14 protein-coding genes are annotated in these 17,445 nt (G+C 74.1%); 9 read left to right on the plus strand and 5 right to left on the minus strand.

Annotated features, from left to right (window positions below; genetic code table 11):
• Nucleotide 1 precedes the first annotated feature (1 nt).
• Nucleotides 2–841 carry a peptidylprolyl isomerase gene (locus tag ACIBO1_RS27175; RefSeq protein WP_396751318.1) on the minus strand — a complete coding sequence of 280 codons (840 nt, stop codon included), beginning with the start codon at nt 839–841 and terminating at the stop codon, nt 2–4.
• Nucleotides 842–902: 61 nt separating this feature from the next.
• Nucleotides 903–1,814, minus strand: a complete 912-nt coding sequence (locus ACIBO1_RS27180) for a peptidylprolyl isomerase (RefSeq protein ID WP_396751320.1) — start codon at nt 1,812–1,814, stop codon at nt 903–905.
• A gap of 247 nt (nt 1,815–2,061) precedes the next feature.
• Between ACIBO1_RS27180 and ACIBO1_RS27185 the strand changes: the two genes are divergently transcribed.
• Both ACIBO1_RS27185 and hisS read left to right on the plus strand, forming a co-directional pair.
• Nucleotides 2,062–2,781, plus strand: coding sequence for an MBL fold metallo-hydrolase (locus ACIBO1_RS27185; protein ID WP_350695027.1), 720 nt, complete (start codon nt 2,062–2,064; stop codon nt 2,779–2,781).
• Nucleotides 2,782–2,835: 54 nt separating this feature from the next.
• Complete coding sequence (hisS, locus tag ACIBO1_RS27190) at nt 2,836–4,164, plus strand: histidine--tRNA ligase (RefSeq protein WP_396751322.1); 1,329 nt, start codon at nt 2,836–2,838, stop codon at nt 4,162–4,164.
• A 61-nt stretch (nt 4,165–4,225) separates the two neighbouring features.
• On the opposite strand, the gene ACIBO1_RS27195 is transcribed toward hisS, so the two are convergent.
• The gene (locus ACIBO1_RS27195) at nt 4,226–4,732 is read right to left on the minus strand and encodes a PaaI family thioesterase (RefSeq protein WP_396751324.1); all 507 of its coding nucleotides are present in this window, start codon (nt 4,730–4,732) and stop codon (nt 4,226–4,228) included.
• Nucleotides 4,733–4,787: 55 nt separating this feature from the next.
• On the opposite strand from ACIBO1_RS27195, the gene ACIBO1_RS27200 reads away from it, so the two are divergent.
• Nucleotides 4,788–5,258, plus strand: coding sequence for a winged helix-turn-helix transcriptional regulator (locus ACIBO1_RS27200; protein ID WP_396751326.1), 471 nt, complete (start codon nt 4,788–4,790; stop codon nt 5,256–5,258).
• Between the two features lie 177 nt (nt 5,259–5,435).
• Here ACIBO1_RS27200 and ACIBO1_RS27205 read toward each other — a convergent pair whose 3' ends face one another.
• The gene (locus tag ACIBO1_RS27205; protein WP_396751328.1) at nt 5,436–6,266 is read right to left on the minus strand and encodes an SGNH/GDSL hydrolase family protein; all 831 of its coding nucleotides are present in this window, start codon (nt 6,264–6,266) and stop codon (nt 5,436–5,438) included.
• A gap of 247 nt (nt 6,267–6,513) precedes the next feature.
• Between ACIBO1_RS27205 and ACIBO1_RS27210 the strand changes: the two genes are divergently transcribed.
• From ACIBO1_RS27210 to ACIBO1_RS27225, 4 genes are all read left to right on the plus strand, one after another.
• Entirely contained in the window at nt 6,514–7,566 is a 1,053-nt protein-coding gene (locus tag ACIBO1_RS27210; RefSeq protein ID WP_396751330.1) for a S1 family peptidase, read from the plus strand.
• A gap of 245 nt (nt 7,567–7,811) precedes the next feature.
• The gene (aspS, locus tag ACIBO1_RS27215) at nt 7,812–9,632 is read left to right on the plus strand and encodes an aspartate--tRNA ligase (RefSeq protein ID WP_396751332.1); all 1,821 of its coding nucleotides are present in this window, start codon (nt 7,812–7,814) and stop codon (nt 9,630–9,632) included.
• Between the two features lie 251 nt (nt 9,633–9,883).
• Entirely contained in the window at nt 9,884–10,477 is a 594-nt protein-coding gene (locus tag ACIBO1_RS27220) for a helix-turn-helix domain-containing protein (protein ID WP_396751334.1), read from the plus strand.
• On the plus strand, nt 10,474–11,772 hold the full coding sequence (locus ACIBO1_RS27225) for an MFS transporter (protein ID WP_396751336.1): 1,299 nt from the start codon (nt 10,474–10,476) through the stop codon (nt 11,770–11,772). The genes ACIBO1_RS27220 and ACIBO1_RS27225 overlap by 4 nt, the downstream gene beginning before the upstream one ends.
• On the opposite strand, the gene ACIBO1_RS27230 is transcribed toward ACIBO1_RS27225, so the two are convergent.
• A complete protein-coding gene (locus tag ACIBO1_RS27230; protein ID WP_396751338.1) occupies nt 11,679–12,470 on the minus strand; it encodes a GNAT family N-acetyltransferase in 792 nt (263 codons plus the stop codon). The two genes, ACIBO1_RS27225 and ACIBO1_RS27230, sit on opposite strands and share 94 nt — an antisense overlap.
• 118 nt (nt 12,471–12,588) lie before the next feature.
• On the opposite strand from ACIBO1_RS27230, the gene ACIBO1_RS27235 reads away from it, so the two are divergent.
• Complete coding sequence (locus tag ACIBO1_RS27235) at nt 12,589–12,795, plus strand: hypothetical protein (RefSeq protein WP_117229288.1); 207 nt, start codon at nt 12,589–12,591, stop codon at nt 12,793–12,795.
• A gap of 75 nt (nt 12,796–12,870) precedes the next feature.
• Nucleotides 12,871–14,406, plus strand: a complete 1,536-nt coding sequence (locus ACIBO1_RS27240; protein WP_396751340.1) for a replication-associated recombination protein A — start codon at nt 12,871–12,873, stop codon at nt 14,404–14,406.
• The last annotated feature ends 3,039 nt before the right edge of the window (nt 14,407–17,445 follow it).

Here is a 17,445-nt window from a genome sequence, read left to right on the forward strand (position 1 = left end):
CTCAGCCCGTCGCCGCGCTCATGGTGAGGTCGGTGATGACGATCTCCTTCTTCGGGTGACCGCCACCGGCCTGCTGGGCGAACGCGCCGTCGTCACCGGCTTCGGCGACGTCGTTGACGATGTCCATCCCGCCGGTGATCGTGCCGAGCACGGTGTAGTTCGGGTCCAGCGGCGAGTCGCCGTAGACGATGAAGAACTGGCTGCCGGTGCTGGACGGCTGGCCCGAGTTGGCCATCGCGATGACGCCGGCCTCGTACGGCGGACGCTTGTCGGTGGGCAGGTTCTCCTCCGGCATGCGGTACGCCGGGCCGCCGGTGCCGTCGGTCTCGCGCCAGCCGTCGCCGGTGGAGCTCGGGTCGCCGCACTGGAGCACCTTGATGCCCTCGGTCACCAGGCGGTGGCACTTGGTGTTGTCGAAGAAGTTCTGCTCGGCCAGGTGGGTGAAGCTGCCCGCGGTGCAGGGCACCGCCGCCCGGTCGATCCGCGCGGTGATCGGGCCGAGGTTGGTGGTGATCGTCATGGTCTGGGTGCCGACCCGGCTCTGCTCGGCGTTCGGCAGCCCGACGTCCTTGGTCGTCGGGGTCCGCTCGCCCGCCGGGATCTCCACCCAGCCGCACTCCGCGGTGCTGCCGCCCTGGGCCGCGGTGTCGCCGCCGCTGTCGTCGCCGATTAGGTTGGTGGCGAGCCAGGCCGTGCCGGCGACCACCAGCAGCAGGACCACTCCGGCCCCGACCACCGCCTGGGTCTGGCGGCGCTTGCGCGCCCGCGTCGACCGCTCGGCCATCTCCTTCTCGAGCCGGGCGCGGGCCGCCGCGCGCTGCCGCTCTCTGGTGGACGTCACGCCTCGATCCTCCTGGACTGTATGTGGATCCCGCTGCGGTGGGTGAGACCGCCGAGTTCGGTCAGCCGGCGCTCGCGCTGGCCTCGGGTGCGCCGGAGGCCGCCGGGCTTGGCGTGCCCGCCGGCGTCGGCTCTGGCGGGGACGCCGGGTCGAGCCCCGGCTCGCCGACGGTCAGGCTCTGGATGACCACGTCGTCGTCCTTCGGCTTGACCTTCTCGCCAGCCTCATTCTCCACGGTCGGCAGCGCGCCGATCTTCTCCACCACGTCCAGGCCGCCGGTGACCCGGCCGATGACCGGGAAGGCCGGCTCGGCGGTGGTGAAGTCCTCGAAGAAGATCAGGAACTGGCTGCCGTTGGCGCCCGGCGGGTTGCTGATCATCGCCACCGTGCCCTTGGGGTACGTGGGCGGCTGCTCCGGCGACGGGCTGGGCGACGCCTCCGGCGCGGTCGGCACGTTCTCGTTGTAGAACGAGTACGACGGGCCGCCGAGGCCGGTGCCGCTCGGGTCGCCGCAACGCACCGCGCCGTCGGCGGTGATCTCGTGGCACTTGGTGTCGTTGTAGAAGCCCTGCCCGGCCAGGTGGGCGATGCTCGCGGCGGCGCACGGGGCGTTCGCCAGGTCCAGCTCGACCGCGATCGGGTCGCCCTGGTTGGTGGTGATGGTCATCGGCCGGGTGCCGGTCACCGGCAGGCCGGTGGTGGCCGGTTCGCCGACCTGGCGGAGGTTCGGGTTGCCCTCGGTGTTCTGCGGGGTCCAGAGGCAGACCTCGTCGTTCGCGGTGTCCCGCGTCGGCTCGCTGTCGAAGGCGCCCAGCGCCCACGCCGAACCGGCGACGACCAGCACGAGGATCAGGGCGGTGCCGACACCGGCTCGAATGCGCCGGCGGCGCCTGACGGTGGCGGCCCGGCGGGCCTGTTGCCGGTCGAGCTTGGCCCGCGCCAGTTTGCGCTGCCGGTCCCTGCTGGAAGCCACCCGTGCTCCCCTTTCCTCTACCCTGGTCGTCACCTGGTGGTTGCGTACCCGTCGGGCGGCAGGTGCGCCACGCCACACGCCCGCCAGAGTGTACGGGTACCGGCTGGGAAAGTCGTGTACGAGGTCGTTGCACATCCGCATCGGAATCCGTCACTGCCCCTACGCGCCGGTGGGACCGAGCGGTCCGGGCCCGCCCGGAACGCCGGTAGGCTGCTGGCGAGGACGACTCGACGGAAGGGGAGCGGACGTGCTCGTGGCCGGCTTTCCCGCGGACGCCTTCGGCACCAACTGCTATGTGGTCGCCGCCGCGCCGGGGGAGCAGTGCGTGGTGGTCGACCCCGGCATCGGGGTGATCGACCGGCTCGACGCGCTGCTCGCCGAGCACCGCCTGCACCCGGCGGCCGTGCTGCTCACCCACGGGCACCTGGACCACACCTTCTCCGTGGCACCGGTGTGCGGGGCGCGGGGCATCACCGCGTACGTGCACCCGGCCGACCGGGAGCTGCTGGCCGACCCGACGAAGGCCCTGTCGATGGACCTCACCCAGCTCTTCGGTGGCCGGCTGCCCTACGCCGAGCCGGAGGACGTCGCCGAACTGGCCGACGGCACGACGCTCAGCCTCGCCGGGTTGGAGATCACCGTCGACCACGCGCCGGGCCATACCGGCGGGTCGGTGCTGTTCCGGCTGCCCGGCGCCGGCTCGCCCTGGGAGGCGGAGCAGATCTGCCTCTCCGGTGACGTGCTGTTCGCCGGCTCGATCGGCCGCACCGACCTGGCCGGCGGCGACATGCCGACGATGATCACCAGCCTGCGGGACAAGATCCTCCCGCTCGCCGACGACACCGTCGTGCTGCCCGGCCACGGCCCGACGACCACCATCGGCCGCGAGCGCGCCACCAACCCGTACCTCGTCGAGGTGGCCGGGACGGGCGGCGGACGACCGGCGGCCCCCACCCGCGGCCTGTAGTCGCCGCGGACCAGGACCTCCCCGCGCCTGCCGCGCGGGTGCCGAAGGAGCATCATGAGCAAGCCCACGCCCATCTCCGGCTTCCCGGAGTGGACGCCCGCCCAGCGGATGATCGAGCAGTACGTCCTGGACCGGATCCGGTCCACCTTCGAGCTGTACGGCTTCGCGCCGCTGGAGACCCGCGCCGTCGAGCCGCTGGACCAGTTGCTGCGCAAGGGGGAGACCTCGAAGGAGGTCTACGTGATCCGGCGCCTCCAGGGCGATGCGGAGGGTCCGGCCGGTGACGACGCCCTCGGGCTGCACTTCGACCTGACCGTGCCGTTCGCCCGGTACGTGCTGGAGAACGCCGGCAAGCTCCAGTTCCCGTTCCGCCGCTACCAGATCCAGAAGGTGTGGCGGGGCGAGCGTCCGCAGGAGGGGCGGTACCGCGAGTTCCTCCAGGCCGACATCGACATCGTCGACCGGGACACCCTGGCCCCGCACCACGAGGCGGAGATGCCGCTGGTCATCGGCGACGCGCTGCGGGCGCTGCCGATCCCGCCGGTACGCATCCAGGTCAACAACCGCAAGATCTGCGAGGGGTTCTACCGGGGCATCGGGCTGACCGACCCGGAGGCGACGCTGCGCGCGGTCGACAAGCTCGACAAGATCGGCCCGGCCGGTGTGACGGAGCTGCTCGCGACCACGGCCGGGGCGAGCGAGGCGCAGGCCAAGGCGTGCCTGGCGCTGGCCGAGATCTCCGCGCCGGACGCCTCGTTCGCCGACGCGGTCCGCGCGCTCGGGGTCAGCGACCCGTTGCTGGACGAGGGCGTCGCCGAGCTGACCGCCGTGGTGGAGACCGCCGCCGCGCACTCGCCCGGCCTCTGCATGGCCGACCTGCGCATCGCCCGGGGCCTGGACTACTACACCGGCACCGTCTACGAGACGCAGATGATCGGGTACGAGCGGTTCGGCTCGATCTGCTCCGGCGGCCGGTACGACAACCTGGCCAGCGCCGGGACCACCCGCTTCCCCGGGGTGGGCATCTCGATCGGGGTGACCCGGCTGCTCGGGCTGCTCTTCGGCGCCGAGGCGCTGACCGTGTCCCGGTCCGTGCCGACCTGCGTGCTGGTGGCGGTCACCACCGAGGAACTGCGGCCCGCCAGCAACCGGGTCGCCGAGGCGCTGCGGTCGCGGGGCGTACCCACCGAGGTGTCGCCGAGCGCGGCGAAGTTCGGCAAGCAGATCCGGTACGCCCAGCGGCGCGGCATCCCGTACGTCTGGTTCCCGGGCGCGGAGAGTGCCCCCGACGAGGTGAAGGACATCCGCTCCGGTGAGCAGGTCGTCGCGGTGCCGGGGGAGTGGACGCCACCTGCGGCGGACCTGCGGCCGCTGGTGAGCTGAACCCCGGCGGCCTTGGTGTAAGGAAGGGCCCCCTATTAACGCCTCGTGTATAGGAAGGGTCTCACTCCAGGGGAAGCAGCAGACAGCTCGACGTGGCGTGCGCGACGAGGCGGGACTGCCCGTCGGTGAGCCGGGCCTCGGCCAGGGCGGTCCGCCGACCGCGTTGCAGCACGGTGCCCTCGCAGCGCAGCGTCCCGGAGCGGACGGTCACCGGGCGGAGGAACTTCACGTTCAGGTCCAGCGAGGTGTAGCCCACGCCGATCGGCAGCGTGGTGTGCACGGCGCAGGCGGCGGCAGTGTCCAGCAGCGTGGAGAGCACGCCGCCGTGCTCGGTGCCGAGCGGGTTGTAGTGGAACTCCTGCGGCTCCAGCTCGACGACGACCCGGCCCTCCTCGGCCTCCATCCGGGACATGTCGATCAGGTGCATCACCGGTGGGGCGGCCAGTTCTCCGGCGATCATCGCGCGGAGCAGTTCCAGTCCGCTGCGCCGGCCGACCTGGGCGGCGTTGAGACCCGGGTCGGACCAGGAGAAGGTGCGGCTGCGCGTCGCACCCTGCGTCTGCGTCATGGACGCAGCCTTACAGTGCTTGCTGGGTCTGTCAATCAGACCTAGCCTGTCGGGCATGAGACCCGTGGCCCTGGAGTGGTCGATCGACAACTGCACGGTCGCCCGCGCCATGGAGATCCTCGGCGAGAAGTGGACCCTGGTGGTGCTCCGCGAGGTGTTCAGCGGGGTCCGCCGCTTCGACGACATGCGGGTACGCACCGGTGTGCCCCGGCAGGTGTTGACCAACCGGCTGGCCACACTGGTCGCGCAGGGTGTGCTCCGGCGCGAGCCGTACCGTGAGCCGGGCAGTCGGCTGCGGCACGAGTACCGGCTCACCGCCAAGGGGATGGACCTGTGGCCGGTACTGGTCGCCGTGCTGGCCTGGGGGGACCGGTATCTCGCCGACCCGGAGGGGCCGCCGCTGCGCGTCGGACACCGCGACTGCGGCGCCGACATCCGGGCGGAACTGCGCTGCGCGGACGGGCATCACGTCACCGAGCCGCGTGACGTGATGCCGCGTCCGGGGCCGGGTGCCCGTCGACGGTGACGCCCGACCGGTTGCCGGCGGTGAGGCTCGGCAGGCTTCCGGCGGTGACGCCCAGCCAGGTCTCGGCGGTGAGGGTCCGGCGGACCCCGGCGGTGAGGTCCGCCCGGGTCTCGGCGGTGAGGTCCGGCCGGGTTCCGGTGCCCGGTCCGGCGCTGCCGCCGGGCTGGTCTTCGGTGGCTACCAGGCGAAGCCGGCGGGGTAGGAGACGTTCGCCAGAACCTGCTGGCCGGCGGCGTTCGGGTGGAAGTAGTCCCAGCCGGAGAGCTGGGAGAGGGCGAACGGGTAGCCGAAGACGGCGTTGCCGTCGTATCGGCAGTTCGACCCGTACGCGGCGCAGGCCGCAGCGAGCTGGCCGTTGAAGTCGACCACCCGCTGCCGGACCCGGTTGCGTCGGTCCACGTCGGCCTGTGCGGTGGAGGTCGGGTTGGCCAGCAACGACTGGCAGATCCCGAACAACGACCAGGCGGTACGCGCGCTGCCGCTGTCCTTGCCGACCGTCCAGAGCCGGTGCACGTCCGGAATGCTGATCACGAAGACACGTGCGTTCGGCAGGCCGGTCCTGAGTCGGTTCAGCGCGGAGTCGATGTTGGCCCGGAAGGTGGCCACCGAGGTCATGCCCGACTCCGAGCCGGTGCAGGCGTCGTTCGCGCCGATCAGGATGGTCACGTGCCCGGCTCCCTGGCTGACCGCGGTGCCGGCCTGGCCGTTCAGGTCGGCGGACTTCGCGCCGGTGCGGGCGGCGTTGTGGTTGCGGCCGTTGATCGTCGGCTCGACCCGGCGGATCCGCAGGTAGTGGCTGTTGACGGTGGCGTCGTCGCCGGTGCTGAACGACCGGCTGGTGCAGTCGACGTACCACCCGCAGGCGTTGAAGCCCCGGGTGATCGAGTCACCGAGGCTGGCCATCGAGGTCGGTGGCGGGCCGGGTGCGGCCAGGGCGGGGGCGGTGGTGAGCAGGACGAGGGCGGTGACGCCGGCGAGGGTGGCCAGCGCGCGTCGGACGAGGGTCATGGGTGGCCTCCGGTTCACGGTTGCCGGGTGGCGGCGGTGACCAGAGCGTATAGATGACCGTCTGTGTCCACAATGTTGCGCAGCGATTACTTGGAGACGGTTGGTCGATTCGGCCGGACTCGGGGCTTGTTGACGATCTTAAATGTGTGAATACTTTCCCTCGCTTGGCCATTTCCCCAGGTGGCTGAGTTGCCCCCGCCCCTGTCGACGTGACAGGGCACGAAACCCCCTACCGGGAGGCTGTTACATGCGACCCACAAGGTCAATGCTTCGCCGCGTCGTCTCCGTCGCCGCCGCCGGAACCCTGGCCGTCGGCGTACTGGCCGGCGCCCCGGCCCAGGCGGCGCCCGCGTCCGCCACACCCGACGCCGCGGCCGCCCTCGCCGACCGCCTCGGCGACCGCGCGGCCGGCGCCTACGCCGACGCCAGCGGCACCATGGTCGTCGCGGTGACCGACGCCGTCGCGGCCCGCCAGGTGGCCGCCGCCGGCGCCACCCCGAAGCTGGTCACGCGCGGCGCCACCGAGCTGAACCGGGCCACCGCCGTGCTGGAGCGCTCCGCCGCCATCCCGGGCACCGCCTGGTGGACCGACCCGGCCACCAACCAGGTCGTCGTCTCCGTCGACAGCACCGTCACCGGCGCCAAGCTGGAGCGGGTCAAGGCCGCCGCCGCGCGCACCAACGGCGCCGTGCGCATCGAGGCCCAGGCCGGTGTGCTGAGCACCCGCATCTCCGGTGGCGAGGCGATCTACGCACAGGGCGGCGGACGCTGCTCGCTCGGCTTCAACGTGCGCGCCGGCAGCACCTACTACTTCGTGACCGCCGGCCACTGCACCAACATCGCCGCGAACTGGTACAGCAACTCGGCGCAGACCGCGCTGCTCGGTTCGCGTACCGGCAGCGTCTTCCCGGGCAGCGACTACGGCATCGTCCGCTACGCCAACCAGAGCGTCGTGCAGCCGGGCAACGTCTACCTCTACAACGGCACCTACCGGGAGATCACCGCTTCCGGCAACGCGTACGTCGGCCAGTCGGCGCAGCGTTCCGGCAGCACCACCGGTGTCCGCAGCGGCTCGGTGACCGCTCTCAACGCCACCGTCAACTACGCCGAGGGCCAGGTGCGCGGCCTGATCCGGACCAACATCTGCGCCCAGCCGGGTGACAGCGGCGGCTCGCTGTTCAGCGGCACCATCGCGCTCGGCCTCACCTCCGGCGGCAGCGGCAACTGCAGCATCGGCGGCACCACCTTCTTCCAGCCCATCGGGCCGGTGCTGAGCCGGTACGGCGTCAGCGTCTACTGATTCTCCTCTCGCAAACCTTCTCCTCCGCCAGCGGGCCGCCGGATTCCTCCTCCGGCGGCCCGCCCGGCTTGGACCGCCGGGTGCGCTGCTGTCGGCACCGGGTGTGCTGCTGTTAGCAGGGGACCCCTGCTATGCACGAGGCGTTAATAGGGGGCCCTTCCTTACACCGGGGGAACGAGGGCGGGTGCGGGCTGACAGAATGCCGGGAGCAACGGACGTAGAGCCAGACGAGGGAGACGCACGTCGTGATCCGTACCCATGACGCCGGCAGCCTGCGCGCGACGGACGCCGGCACCACGGTGACGCTCGCCGGGTGGGTGGCCCGCCGGCGCGACCACGGCGGTGTCATCTTCGTCGACCTGCGCGACGCCTCCGGCGTGGTCCAGGTGGTCTTCCGCGAGGAGGACGCGCACGCGTTGCGCAACGAGTACTGCGTCAAGGTCGTCGGTGAGGTCACCCGCCGCCCGGAGGGCAACGAGAACCCGGAGCTGCCCACCGGCGAGATCGAGGTGACCGCCGCCGAGCTGGACGTGCTCTCCGAGGCAGCCCCGTTGCCGCTGCCGATCGACGACCAGGTGGTGGCCGGTGACGACGTCCGCCTGAAGTACCGCTACCTCGACCTGCGCCGGGGCGGCCCGGCCCACGCGATGCGCCTGCGGTCCCGGGCCAACCAGCTCGCCCGTGGCGTGCTGCACGAGCGGGACTTCCTGGAGATCGAGACGCCGACGCTGACCCGGTCCACCCCGGAGGGCGCCCGCGACTTCCTGGTCCCGGTCCGCCTGCAACCCGGCAGCTGGTACGCGCTGCCGCAGTCCCCGCAGCTGTTCAAGCAGCTGCTCATGGTCGGCGGTATGGAGCGGTATTACCAGATCGCCCGCTGCTACCGCGACGAGGACTTCCGGGCCGACCGGCAGCCGGAGTTCACCCAGCTCGACATCGAGATGTCCTTCGTCACCGAGGACGACGTGATCGACCTCGGTGAGGAGATCGCCGCCGCCCTCTGGTCCGACCTGGCCGGGTACGAGATCCCCCGGCCGATCCCGCGGATCACCTGGCACGACGCCATGGCCCGGTACGGCTCGGACAAGCCGGACCTGCGCTACGGCGTGGAGCTGACCGAGCTGACCGACTACCTGCGCGGCACCCAGTTCCGGGTCTTCGCCGGGGCGATCGACGCGGGCGGCTACGTCGGTGCGGTGGTGATGCCCGGCGGCGCGAGCCAGACCCGCAAGGAGCTGGACGGCTGGCAGGACTGGGCCAAGGCGCGCGGCGCCAAGGGACTGGCGTACGTGGTGCTGGACGCCGAGACCGGCGAGCCGCGCGGGCCGGTGGCGAAGAACCTCTCCGCCGAGCACCTGGCCGGGCTGGCCGACGCGGTCGGCGCCAAGCCGGGCGACGCCGTCTTCTTCGCGGCCGGCCCGGAGGCCCGTGAGGCCCAGGAACTGCTCGGCGCGGCCCGGATCGAGATCGCCAAGCGGGCCGGCCTGGTCGACGAGAGCGCCTGGGCGTTCTGCTGGGTCGTGGACGCCCCCATGTTCGAACGGACGTCGGACGAGAGCGGCAAGGCCGGTGGCTGGACGGCCGTGCACCACCCCTTCACCTCGCCGAACGCCGAGTGGATGGACCGCTTCGAGGAGGCGCCGGACCGGGCGCTGGCCTACGCGTACGACATCGTCTGCAACGGCAACGAGATCGGCGGCGGCTCGATCCGTATCCACCGCCGCGAGGTGCAGCAGCGGGTCTTCGAGCTGCTCGGCATCACGCCCGAGGAGGCGCAGGACAAGTTCGGCTTCCTGCTGGAGGCGTTCAGCTACGGCCCGCCCCCGCACGGCGGCATCGCGTTCGGCTGGGACCGGGTCTGCATGCTGCTCGCCGGTGTCGACTCGATCCGCGAGGTCATCGCCTTCCCGAAGACGCGGGGCGGTTTCGACCCGCTGACCGGCGCGCCCACCCCGATCACCGGGCAGCAGCGTGCCGAGGCCGGCATCGACGCCAAGCCCAAGCCGGCCCAGGTCCCGCACACCGGCACCGCCGGCCCGGCCGCCCCGGTGGCCGACCCCACCTGACCGACGTCGCGTGAGGTCGGTGGGGCAGCACCCCGCCGACCTCACGACGCGTCGCGGAGCGGTCCAGGGGAGCAGGCCGGTGCGGTTACTGGTGGTGGGTGGCAGCGGGTTCCTCGGCCGTGAGGTGTGCCGCCGGGCGGTCGCTGCCGGGCCGCCTGAGCCCGAACGTCGATCGACTGCGCTTCGTCAGCGTGCACAGTTTCTATGCACAGGACTTGTGCATAGAAACTGTGCACGGCTATCGTGCGGTCATGGGAGACGTGCAGAAGCCGGCACCGCGACGGGTGCGGATCGACCATCGGCAGGTCCGGGCGTTGGCGCACCCGCTGCGTAACCGGCTGCTCGGTGCGCTGCGGGTGAAGGGGGCGGCGACCGCCACCACCCTCGCCGAGCTGCTGGACACCAACACCGGTGCGACCAGCTACCACCTGCGCCAGTTGGCCGAGGTCGGGCTGGTCGTCGAGGAGACCGACCGCAGCGCCGGGCGGCAACGCTGGTGGCGGGCCGCGCACGACGTCAGCAGCTTCGAGAGCACCGACTTCGACGACGACCCGGACGCGCGGGCCGCGATCGAGTGGATCCAGGCCGACCAGGTACGCCTGTTCGTCGAGCACGCGGAGCGATGGTTCGCCGTCCGCGACCAGTGGTCGCCGCAGTGGCGCGAAGCCTTCGGCATGAGCGACGTCTTCATGACCATCCCGGCGGACCGGCTCAAGGAACTCCAGGCAGAGCTGTTGCAGATCCTCGAGCGCTACCACGCCGAGGCGGACCCCGAGGTGCCCGACGCCGAGCAGGTGCAGATCGTCCTGGCCAGCCACCCGCTGTTGATGGGTGGGAAGCGGTGACGAGCGACCTGTCCGTACTCCAGATCCGCCGTCGGTTCCTGGTCCTGCACGGGCTCCGGTGGCTGCCGGTCGGTCTGATGATCCCGGTGACGATCCTGCTCATGCAGGAGCGGGGCCTGACCCTGACCCAGATCGGCCTGGCCGTCGCCGCCCAGGGGGCGGTGGTGCTCGCCCTGGAACTGCCGACCGGAGGGTTCGCCGACGCGCTGGGCAGCAGGCCGGTGCTGGTGGTGGCGAACGTGGTCGGGCTGGTGTCGCTGGCCCTGCTGGTCGTCGCCGACTCCTTCGCCCTGTTGGCCGCCGTCTGGGCGTTGCAGGGCGTGTTCCGTGCCCTGGACAGCGGCCCGCTGGAGTCCTGGTACGTCAACAGCACGCTCGCCGTCGACCCGGACGCCGCGTACGAGAAGGGGCTCGGTCAGGGTGGCGCGGTCCTCGGCCTGTCGATGGCGGCCGGCGCCCTGTTCAGCGGTGGGCTGGTGGCCCTGGGTCCGGTGGGTCCGGTCAGCGCGCTCACCACGCCGATCGTGGTCGCGGTCCTGTTGCAGGCGGTCGTCCTGGTGGCGTTGCTGGCGCTGCTGGTGGAACAGCGGCCAGCCGCCGGCGTGGGCGCGCTGCGGTCCTCGGTCCGCGCGGCGCCGCGCATGGTGGGCGAGGCGTTCGGCCTGCTGCGCCGGTCCCGGGTGCTGCTCGCGTTGGTCGCGGTCGAGCTGTTCTGGGGCTTCGGCATGATGACCTTCGAGGGGCTGCTCCCGGTGCGGCTGGCCGAGGTGGTGGGTGACCCCGACCGGGCCGCCGCCCTGCTCGGCCCGGCCAACACCGTGGCCTGGCTGGCCTCGGCCGGTGGTGCGGCGCTCACCCCGCTGCTGATCCGCTGGCTGGGGGCCGCACCCGGTGCCGCCCTGCTGCGGATCGTGCAGGGCGGCACGGTCGTCGGCATGGCCCTGTTCGCCGGTCCGGTCGGCGTGCTGATCGCCTTCTTCGCCTGCTACGCCGTGCACGGCGCGTCCAATCCGCTGCACATGGGACTGCTGCACCGGCAGGTGGACGGTCCCTACCGCAACAGCGTGATCTCGGTGAACTCGATGGTGGCCATGCCGGCGGGGGCGCTGGGCGGGGTCGTGCTCGGCTTCGTCGGCGACCGGGCCGGCGTGGGCACGGCGATGCTGGTCGGCGCGGTGGTGCTGGCCGTGGCCGCGCCGCTCTACCTGCCGGCCTGGCGGGCCACCCAGGCGTCCGGCGGGGGGTCCGCCCCGCCGGCGAGGCGGACCGAGGTGAGCGGGAAGGCGCCGGTGTAGCCGAGCCGCCGGTACAGCCGGATCGCGCCGACGTTGTCCGGATAGACGCCCAGCGCCACCGTGTCGTACCGGGACGACAACGCCCGCGTCATGCCGGCGGTCAGCGCCGCGCCCAGCCCCCGGTTACGGTGCGTCGGGGAGACCACCAGCCCGGCCAGGAAACCGACCTCCTCGCGGGTGCGGTCGGCCCCGGCGGCGATCAGCCGGTCGCCGTCGCGGACGCCGTACCAGTCGACGATCCCGGTGCCGCCGGGCCGCGCCGTACTGGTGGGGAACGCCTCGTCGATCAGCTCGGCCAGGGCCGGGTGGTCCGCCGCGCGCAGGCGGACCACCCGCTCCTCGCCGGGCTGCGGCGGCGGCGCGCCGGTCGTCCAGAGGAAATCCCAGTCCCGGTACGCCGCCACGGCCGCACCGGCGCGGTCGGTGGCCGGATCCAGCCGGGGCAGGTGCACCCACTGGCCCGGGTCGAGCGTCCGCTCCTCGGCGAGCGCGCCGACCAGCTCGACGGCCGCGCCGGGCGCCCCGACGGCGGCGCAGATCGTCGACTGGGCCGACGACAGCAGCCAGCACACCGCCCCGTCGTGTCGCCAGCCGCGCACCGGGGCGTGGCGCGGCACCGTGTGCCGAAAGAAGGGGTGGTGGTCCACGGCGGCCAGGATCGCCTCCCGGCCGACCAGCGCCTCGGCAGCGATGAGCACGGGAACAGCCTAGGTGGGCACGCTGCGGGGCGGCCGGCATCCACGGTGGAGATTGGCGAGCCGACCGATCGGGTACATCCCGCGCCGAACCTACTGGAACCCCCACCGGAGGAACGACATGCTCGCCATCGCCGCCGCCGCGGTCTTCGGCTTCGCCCTGTTGCTCGACCTGCTGGACAGCAAACTGGGAGCACCGGATCTGTTCAACTGGAACACCCTCGTGCTGATCGGCCTGCTGCTGCTCGCGCTCCACCTGGCCGGCTTCGGCAGCCGGGGCGGCGGTGGTGGCCGCTGGTACCGGGGCCGCCGGCCCGGACGCGGCTGACCGAAAACGATCATCCCGGGCTCGGCCGGCAGCGCGATTCCGGCGTTGTCGGCCGAGCCCGGTACTGTTCGGGTGATGGAGTCCGACGCCCTGTTCACCCTCAGTGAACCCACGGCAGCACCCGGTGCGCCGACGGGTTCCGACGGCGTCGGCGGCTTCACCCCGGTCGGTCCGGACGCGCCGCTTCCGGTCCGGATGCGCCCGGCCACCCTGGACGAACTCGTCGGTCAGGACCACCTGCTCGCCCCGGGAGCGCCCCTGCGGCAACTCGTCGCCGGCAACGCGCCGATGTCGGTCATCCTCTGGGGCCCGCCGGGCAGCGGCAAGACGACCATCGCCCACCTGGTGGCCGCTGCCACCGACCGGCGGTTCGTGGCCATGTCGGCGCTCTCGGCCGGGGTCAAGGACGTCCGGGCCGTGATCGACACCGCCCGGCGTCAGCGACGTACCGGTGGCCCGCCGACCGTCCTCTTCATCGACGAGGTGCACCGGTTCAGCAAGACCCAGCAGGACTCCCTGCTCGCCGCCGTCGAGGACCGTACGGTCACCCTGCTCGCCGCCACCACGGAGAACCCGTACTTCTCGGTGATCTCCCCGTTGCTGTCCCGGTGCGTTCTGCTCACCCTCCAGCCCCTCGACGACGCGGCGGTCCGCGCACTGCTGCGTCGCGCCCTGACCGACGAGCGTGGCCTCGGCGGCGCGCTCGACTGTGAACCGGAGGCGGAGGACCACCTGGTCCGGCTGGCCGGTGGGGACGTCCGCAAGGCGCTCACCGCGCTGGAGGCGGCGGCCGGGTCGGCGACCGCACTGGGCACCGGCCGGATCGACCTGGCCACCGCCGAGCGGGCGGTGGACACCGCGGCCGTGCGCTACGACCGGGCCGGTGACGCCCACTACGACGTGACCAGCGCGTTCATCAAGAGCATGCGGGGGTCGGACGTGGACGCCGCGCTGCACTGGCTGGCCCGGATGCTGGTCGCCGGTGAGGACGCCCGGTTCATCGCCCGTCGGCTGGTCATCTTCGCCAGCGAGGACGTCGGCATGGCCGATCCGAGTGCCCTCGGCGTCGCCACCGCCGCCGCGCACGCCGTCGAGTACGTCGGCCTGCCCGAGGTCCAGCTCAACCTCGCCCAGGCGGTGATCCACCTGGCCACCGCCCCCAAGTCGAACTCGGCCACCACCGCGATCGGCGCGGCGATCGCCGACGTGCGGGCCGGTCGGGGCGGCCCGGTCCCGCGCGGTCTGCGCGACGGCCACTACGCCGGTGCCCGAGGGCTCGGCCACGGCATCGGATACCGCTACCCGCACGACGACCAGCGGGGCGTGCTCACCCAGCAGTACGCGCCGGACGACCTGGTCGGCGCCGACTACTACCAGCCGAGCCAACACGGTGCGGAGCGATCGGTGGCCACCCGGCTGCCACTGCTGCGCCGGATCGTCCGCGGGCTGCCCGCGCCCGCCCGCGTACCGGCGGAGACCACGGCCGACCGGGCGACGACGGGTCGGGTCGAGACGCCGCCGTCCGGAGTCGACGGCGGCCCGTCCACGGTCGCGGACGCCCACGCGGCGGATCAGGTCGGCCGCAGCGCCGACGGGAAGGGTCAACAGTGAAATCGTCGGAGCGACCGGAGGACGGCCCGGACGAACGGCGTCCCAAGGCCCGCCGCTGGGGCCGGAGCAAACCCGAGGCCGCCCCGGAGGAACCGGGCGCCGGTGAGGACTTCGGCTGGATCGACGACCTACGCTCGGCCAAGCAGCAGCGCGGCGAACTGGGCCCGGACGGGGTCGCCCCGGTTCCGGACGACCCCGGCGCCCGCCCCGGCCCGTCCGCGCCGCCGGTCACCGACCGGCCCGGCCAGGTGCCTCCGGTCCGTCCGGGCCAGCCGCCCGCAGGGCGCCCGGCGCCACCGTCCGGGTCCGTCCCGGCGCCGCCACCGTCCGGGGCGGTCCCGCCGCCGGCTCCCGGTGGCCGGGCCCCGATCCCGTCCGGCCCCGGTGGGCCGGATCCGGCCGTCGGCCCCCCGGCCGCGCCGCCCCGCCGGCTGCCGACCGAACCACCACGCTCCCGCCCGGCCGACGGGCCGTGGCCGGGCGCACCGGCCCCCCGGCCGCCCGCCGGTCCGCCGCCCCACGCTGCTCCGCCCGCCGGTCCGCCGCCCCACGCAGCTCCGCCCGCTGCCGGGCCCCGGCCGCCTGCCGCCGCGCCCCCGGCCCCCGGCCCCCGGCCGCCCGCTGGACCAGGCGACCGTGCACCAGGTGGGCCACCCTTCACAGGCGGTCCGTCGGCCCCGGGGCCAGGCGGGGGGCCGCCCTTCGCCGCCGGTCCGTCGGCTACGGGTCCCGGCGACCGTGCGCCGAGCGGTCCGCCGTTCGCCGCCGGTCCGACGCCTGCGGGTCCCGGCGACCGTGCTCCGAATCCGCCGCCGCCCGGCGGTCGACGGGAAGCCGGCCCGACGGGCGAGCCGACCGGTGGTTGGTCGGCCGCCGACGCGGGCGGTCCGCCCGGCTGGCGAGGACGTCCCGGGCCCGCCGAGCCCGTCTCGGGAGCGCCGGGCGGCCCGGTCTCCGCGATGCCGTCCGGCCCGGTCTCCGGTGCGCCGACCGGCCAGGTCCCGGGTACGCCGACTGGCCAGGTCGCGGGTGGGCCCGGCGGGACCGGTGGACCGGCCGGCCCCGCGCCGAACCAGCCCACGCCACGGCGGAACCCCTCCGGTCGGCCCGGTGGGATTCCGGCCAGCGCGCGCCGGACCGTCCCGCGCGGTCCCCAACGGGGCACGACGCCGCCGGAGTCGGGCGCGGGTCCGCGTACCGCTGACCACACCGACCCCGACGTGACCGCCGGCGGCCGGGCGGGACGCTTCGGTGGCCCCGCCGGGCCCCGCCCGACCGCGCCGCACGCGACCGACGGTCCCACCCACCCGGCCGTGCCGCATCAGGTCGGTGCGCCTGCGCCCGACACCACCGGCCCGGTGCCCCGTCGGGGCCGCCGAGCGGCGGACGGGAGCGGGCAGGACACCGACGCGGGTATCCGCCCGTCGCCGTCGGGCGTGGCGGGGCCGACCGGTGCTCCCGCCGTCCCCGGTGGGCCCTCCGCCGTGCCGGCGGGCGGCCGTCGGGGTGGACGGCGCCGCGCCGCCGAGCCCGAGGAAGAACAACCGATCGTCCCGCTGTCCGGCAACGCGCCGGCCATCCCCGGAGTGCCGTCCGGCGACCCGTCGGCGATGCCGGTCACCCCGCCGGAGGCTCGCACCGCGACGCCCGAGCGTGCCGACGGCTCGTTCCGGGGCCGCCGCGCCGCGCCGGAGGAACCGGCGACGCCACCGGCCGGCCGCCGGTCCGCCGAGCCGACCGAGACGCCGGTACGCAGCCGCCGCGCGGCCGACACCGAAGAGGCGCCGCCCCAGGGCCGGCGGGCCGCCGACGAATCCGGACGCGCTCCTGCGACCGGCGACACCGGGGAGCGACCGTTCGCCGCCCGGCCCGGCGACACCGGGGAGGGACCGTTCGCCGCACGGTCGGGTGACACCGGTGAGCGGCCCTTGGCGTCGCGGCCCGGTGACACGGGTGAACGGCCGTTCGCGGCCCGGCCCGGTGACGGTCGGGCCGGGCGTCCGGAGCGGCCGGCCGACTGGCTGCGGCAGGCCGGACGCGGACACCACACCGATCCGGCACTGCCGACGGTCAAGCGGCGGCCCGGCACCCCGCCCGGTGGTCCGGCCGGACACACGGGCGGCACCCCGTCCGGCGGTACGGCGATGCTCGGTGGTCGTCGTGACGCGGACGGCTCCGCCCGCGCGATGCCGGACGACCAGACCGAACCGGGCGGCATTCCCGGCTGGCCCGCCGCGGCCATCCCCGGAGCCGGCAACGCCGCGCCGGTACGCCCCGGTGGTGGCAGCCCCGACGCACCGCCGACCGACCGTGGTCGACCTGACGGTGCGCCCACCGATCGCGGTCGACCCGCCGGGCCAGCTGCCGAACGTGGTCGCCCCGACGGACCACCGGCGGAACGTGGTCGACCCGCCGGGCCACCGACCGAACGTGGCCGACCCGATGGGTCGCCGGCCGGGCGGGGCCGGGCCGAACCGCCCGGCGGGCCCGGCCCGGCGGGCCCAGGGGCGGCAACCGGCCGACCCGGAGCCGAGGCGCCCACCGGCCGTTCCCGGCCGACCGGTCACCCGGACGGTGGTCCGGCCGGGCCGCCGCGCGGCACCGCGCCGACGGACGGCATGCCGCCTGGTCCGCCGCGTGGGACCGCCCGCCCCGAGGTCGGTCCTCCGGCGCGTGGACCGCTGCCCCCGGACGCCGGTGCGCCGCGAGGTCCGGTGCCTCCGGACGGCGCGCCACCGCGTGGTGCCGTACCCCCCGACGTCGGTCCTCCGCCGCGCGTACCGGTGCCTCCGGCCGGCGCGCCACCGCGTGGTGCGGCGGGCCCCGACACGGTGGCGGCAGGTCCCGGCGCGGGACCGGTCCGTCCCGGCGGCATGCCACCGGGACCCGCTCGCGGTGCCGCCCGGCCCGCTGGCCCGACCCACCCGGAGGGGGGACCGCGCCGCCCCGACGGTGGCCCGGCGCGCCCCGACGGTGGTCCTCGTCGCCCCGACGGTGGTCCGGCACGACCCGATGGTGGTCCGGGGCGACCTGACGCTG

The sequence above is a fragment of the Micromonospora sp. NPDC049903 genome, from assembly GCF_044460945.1.
GTDB lineage: Bacteria > Actinomycetota > Actinomycetes > Mycobacteriales > Micromonosporaceae > Micromonospora.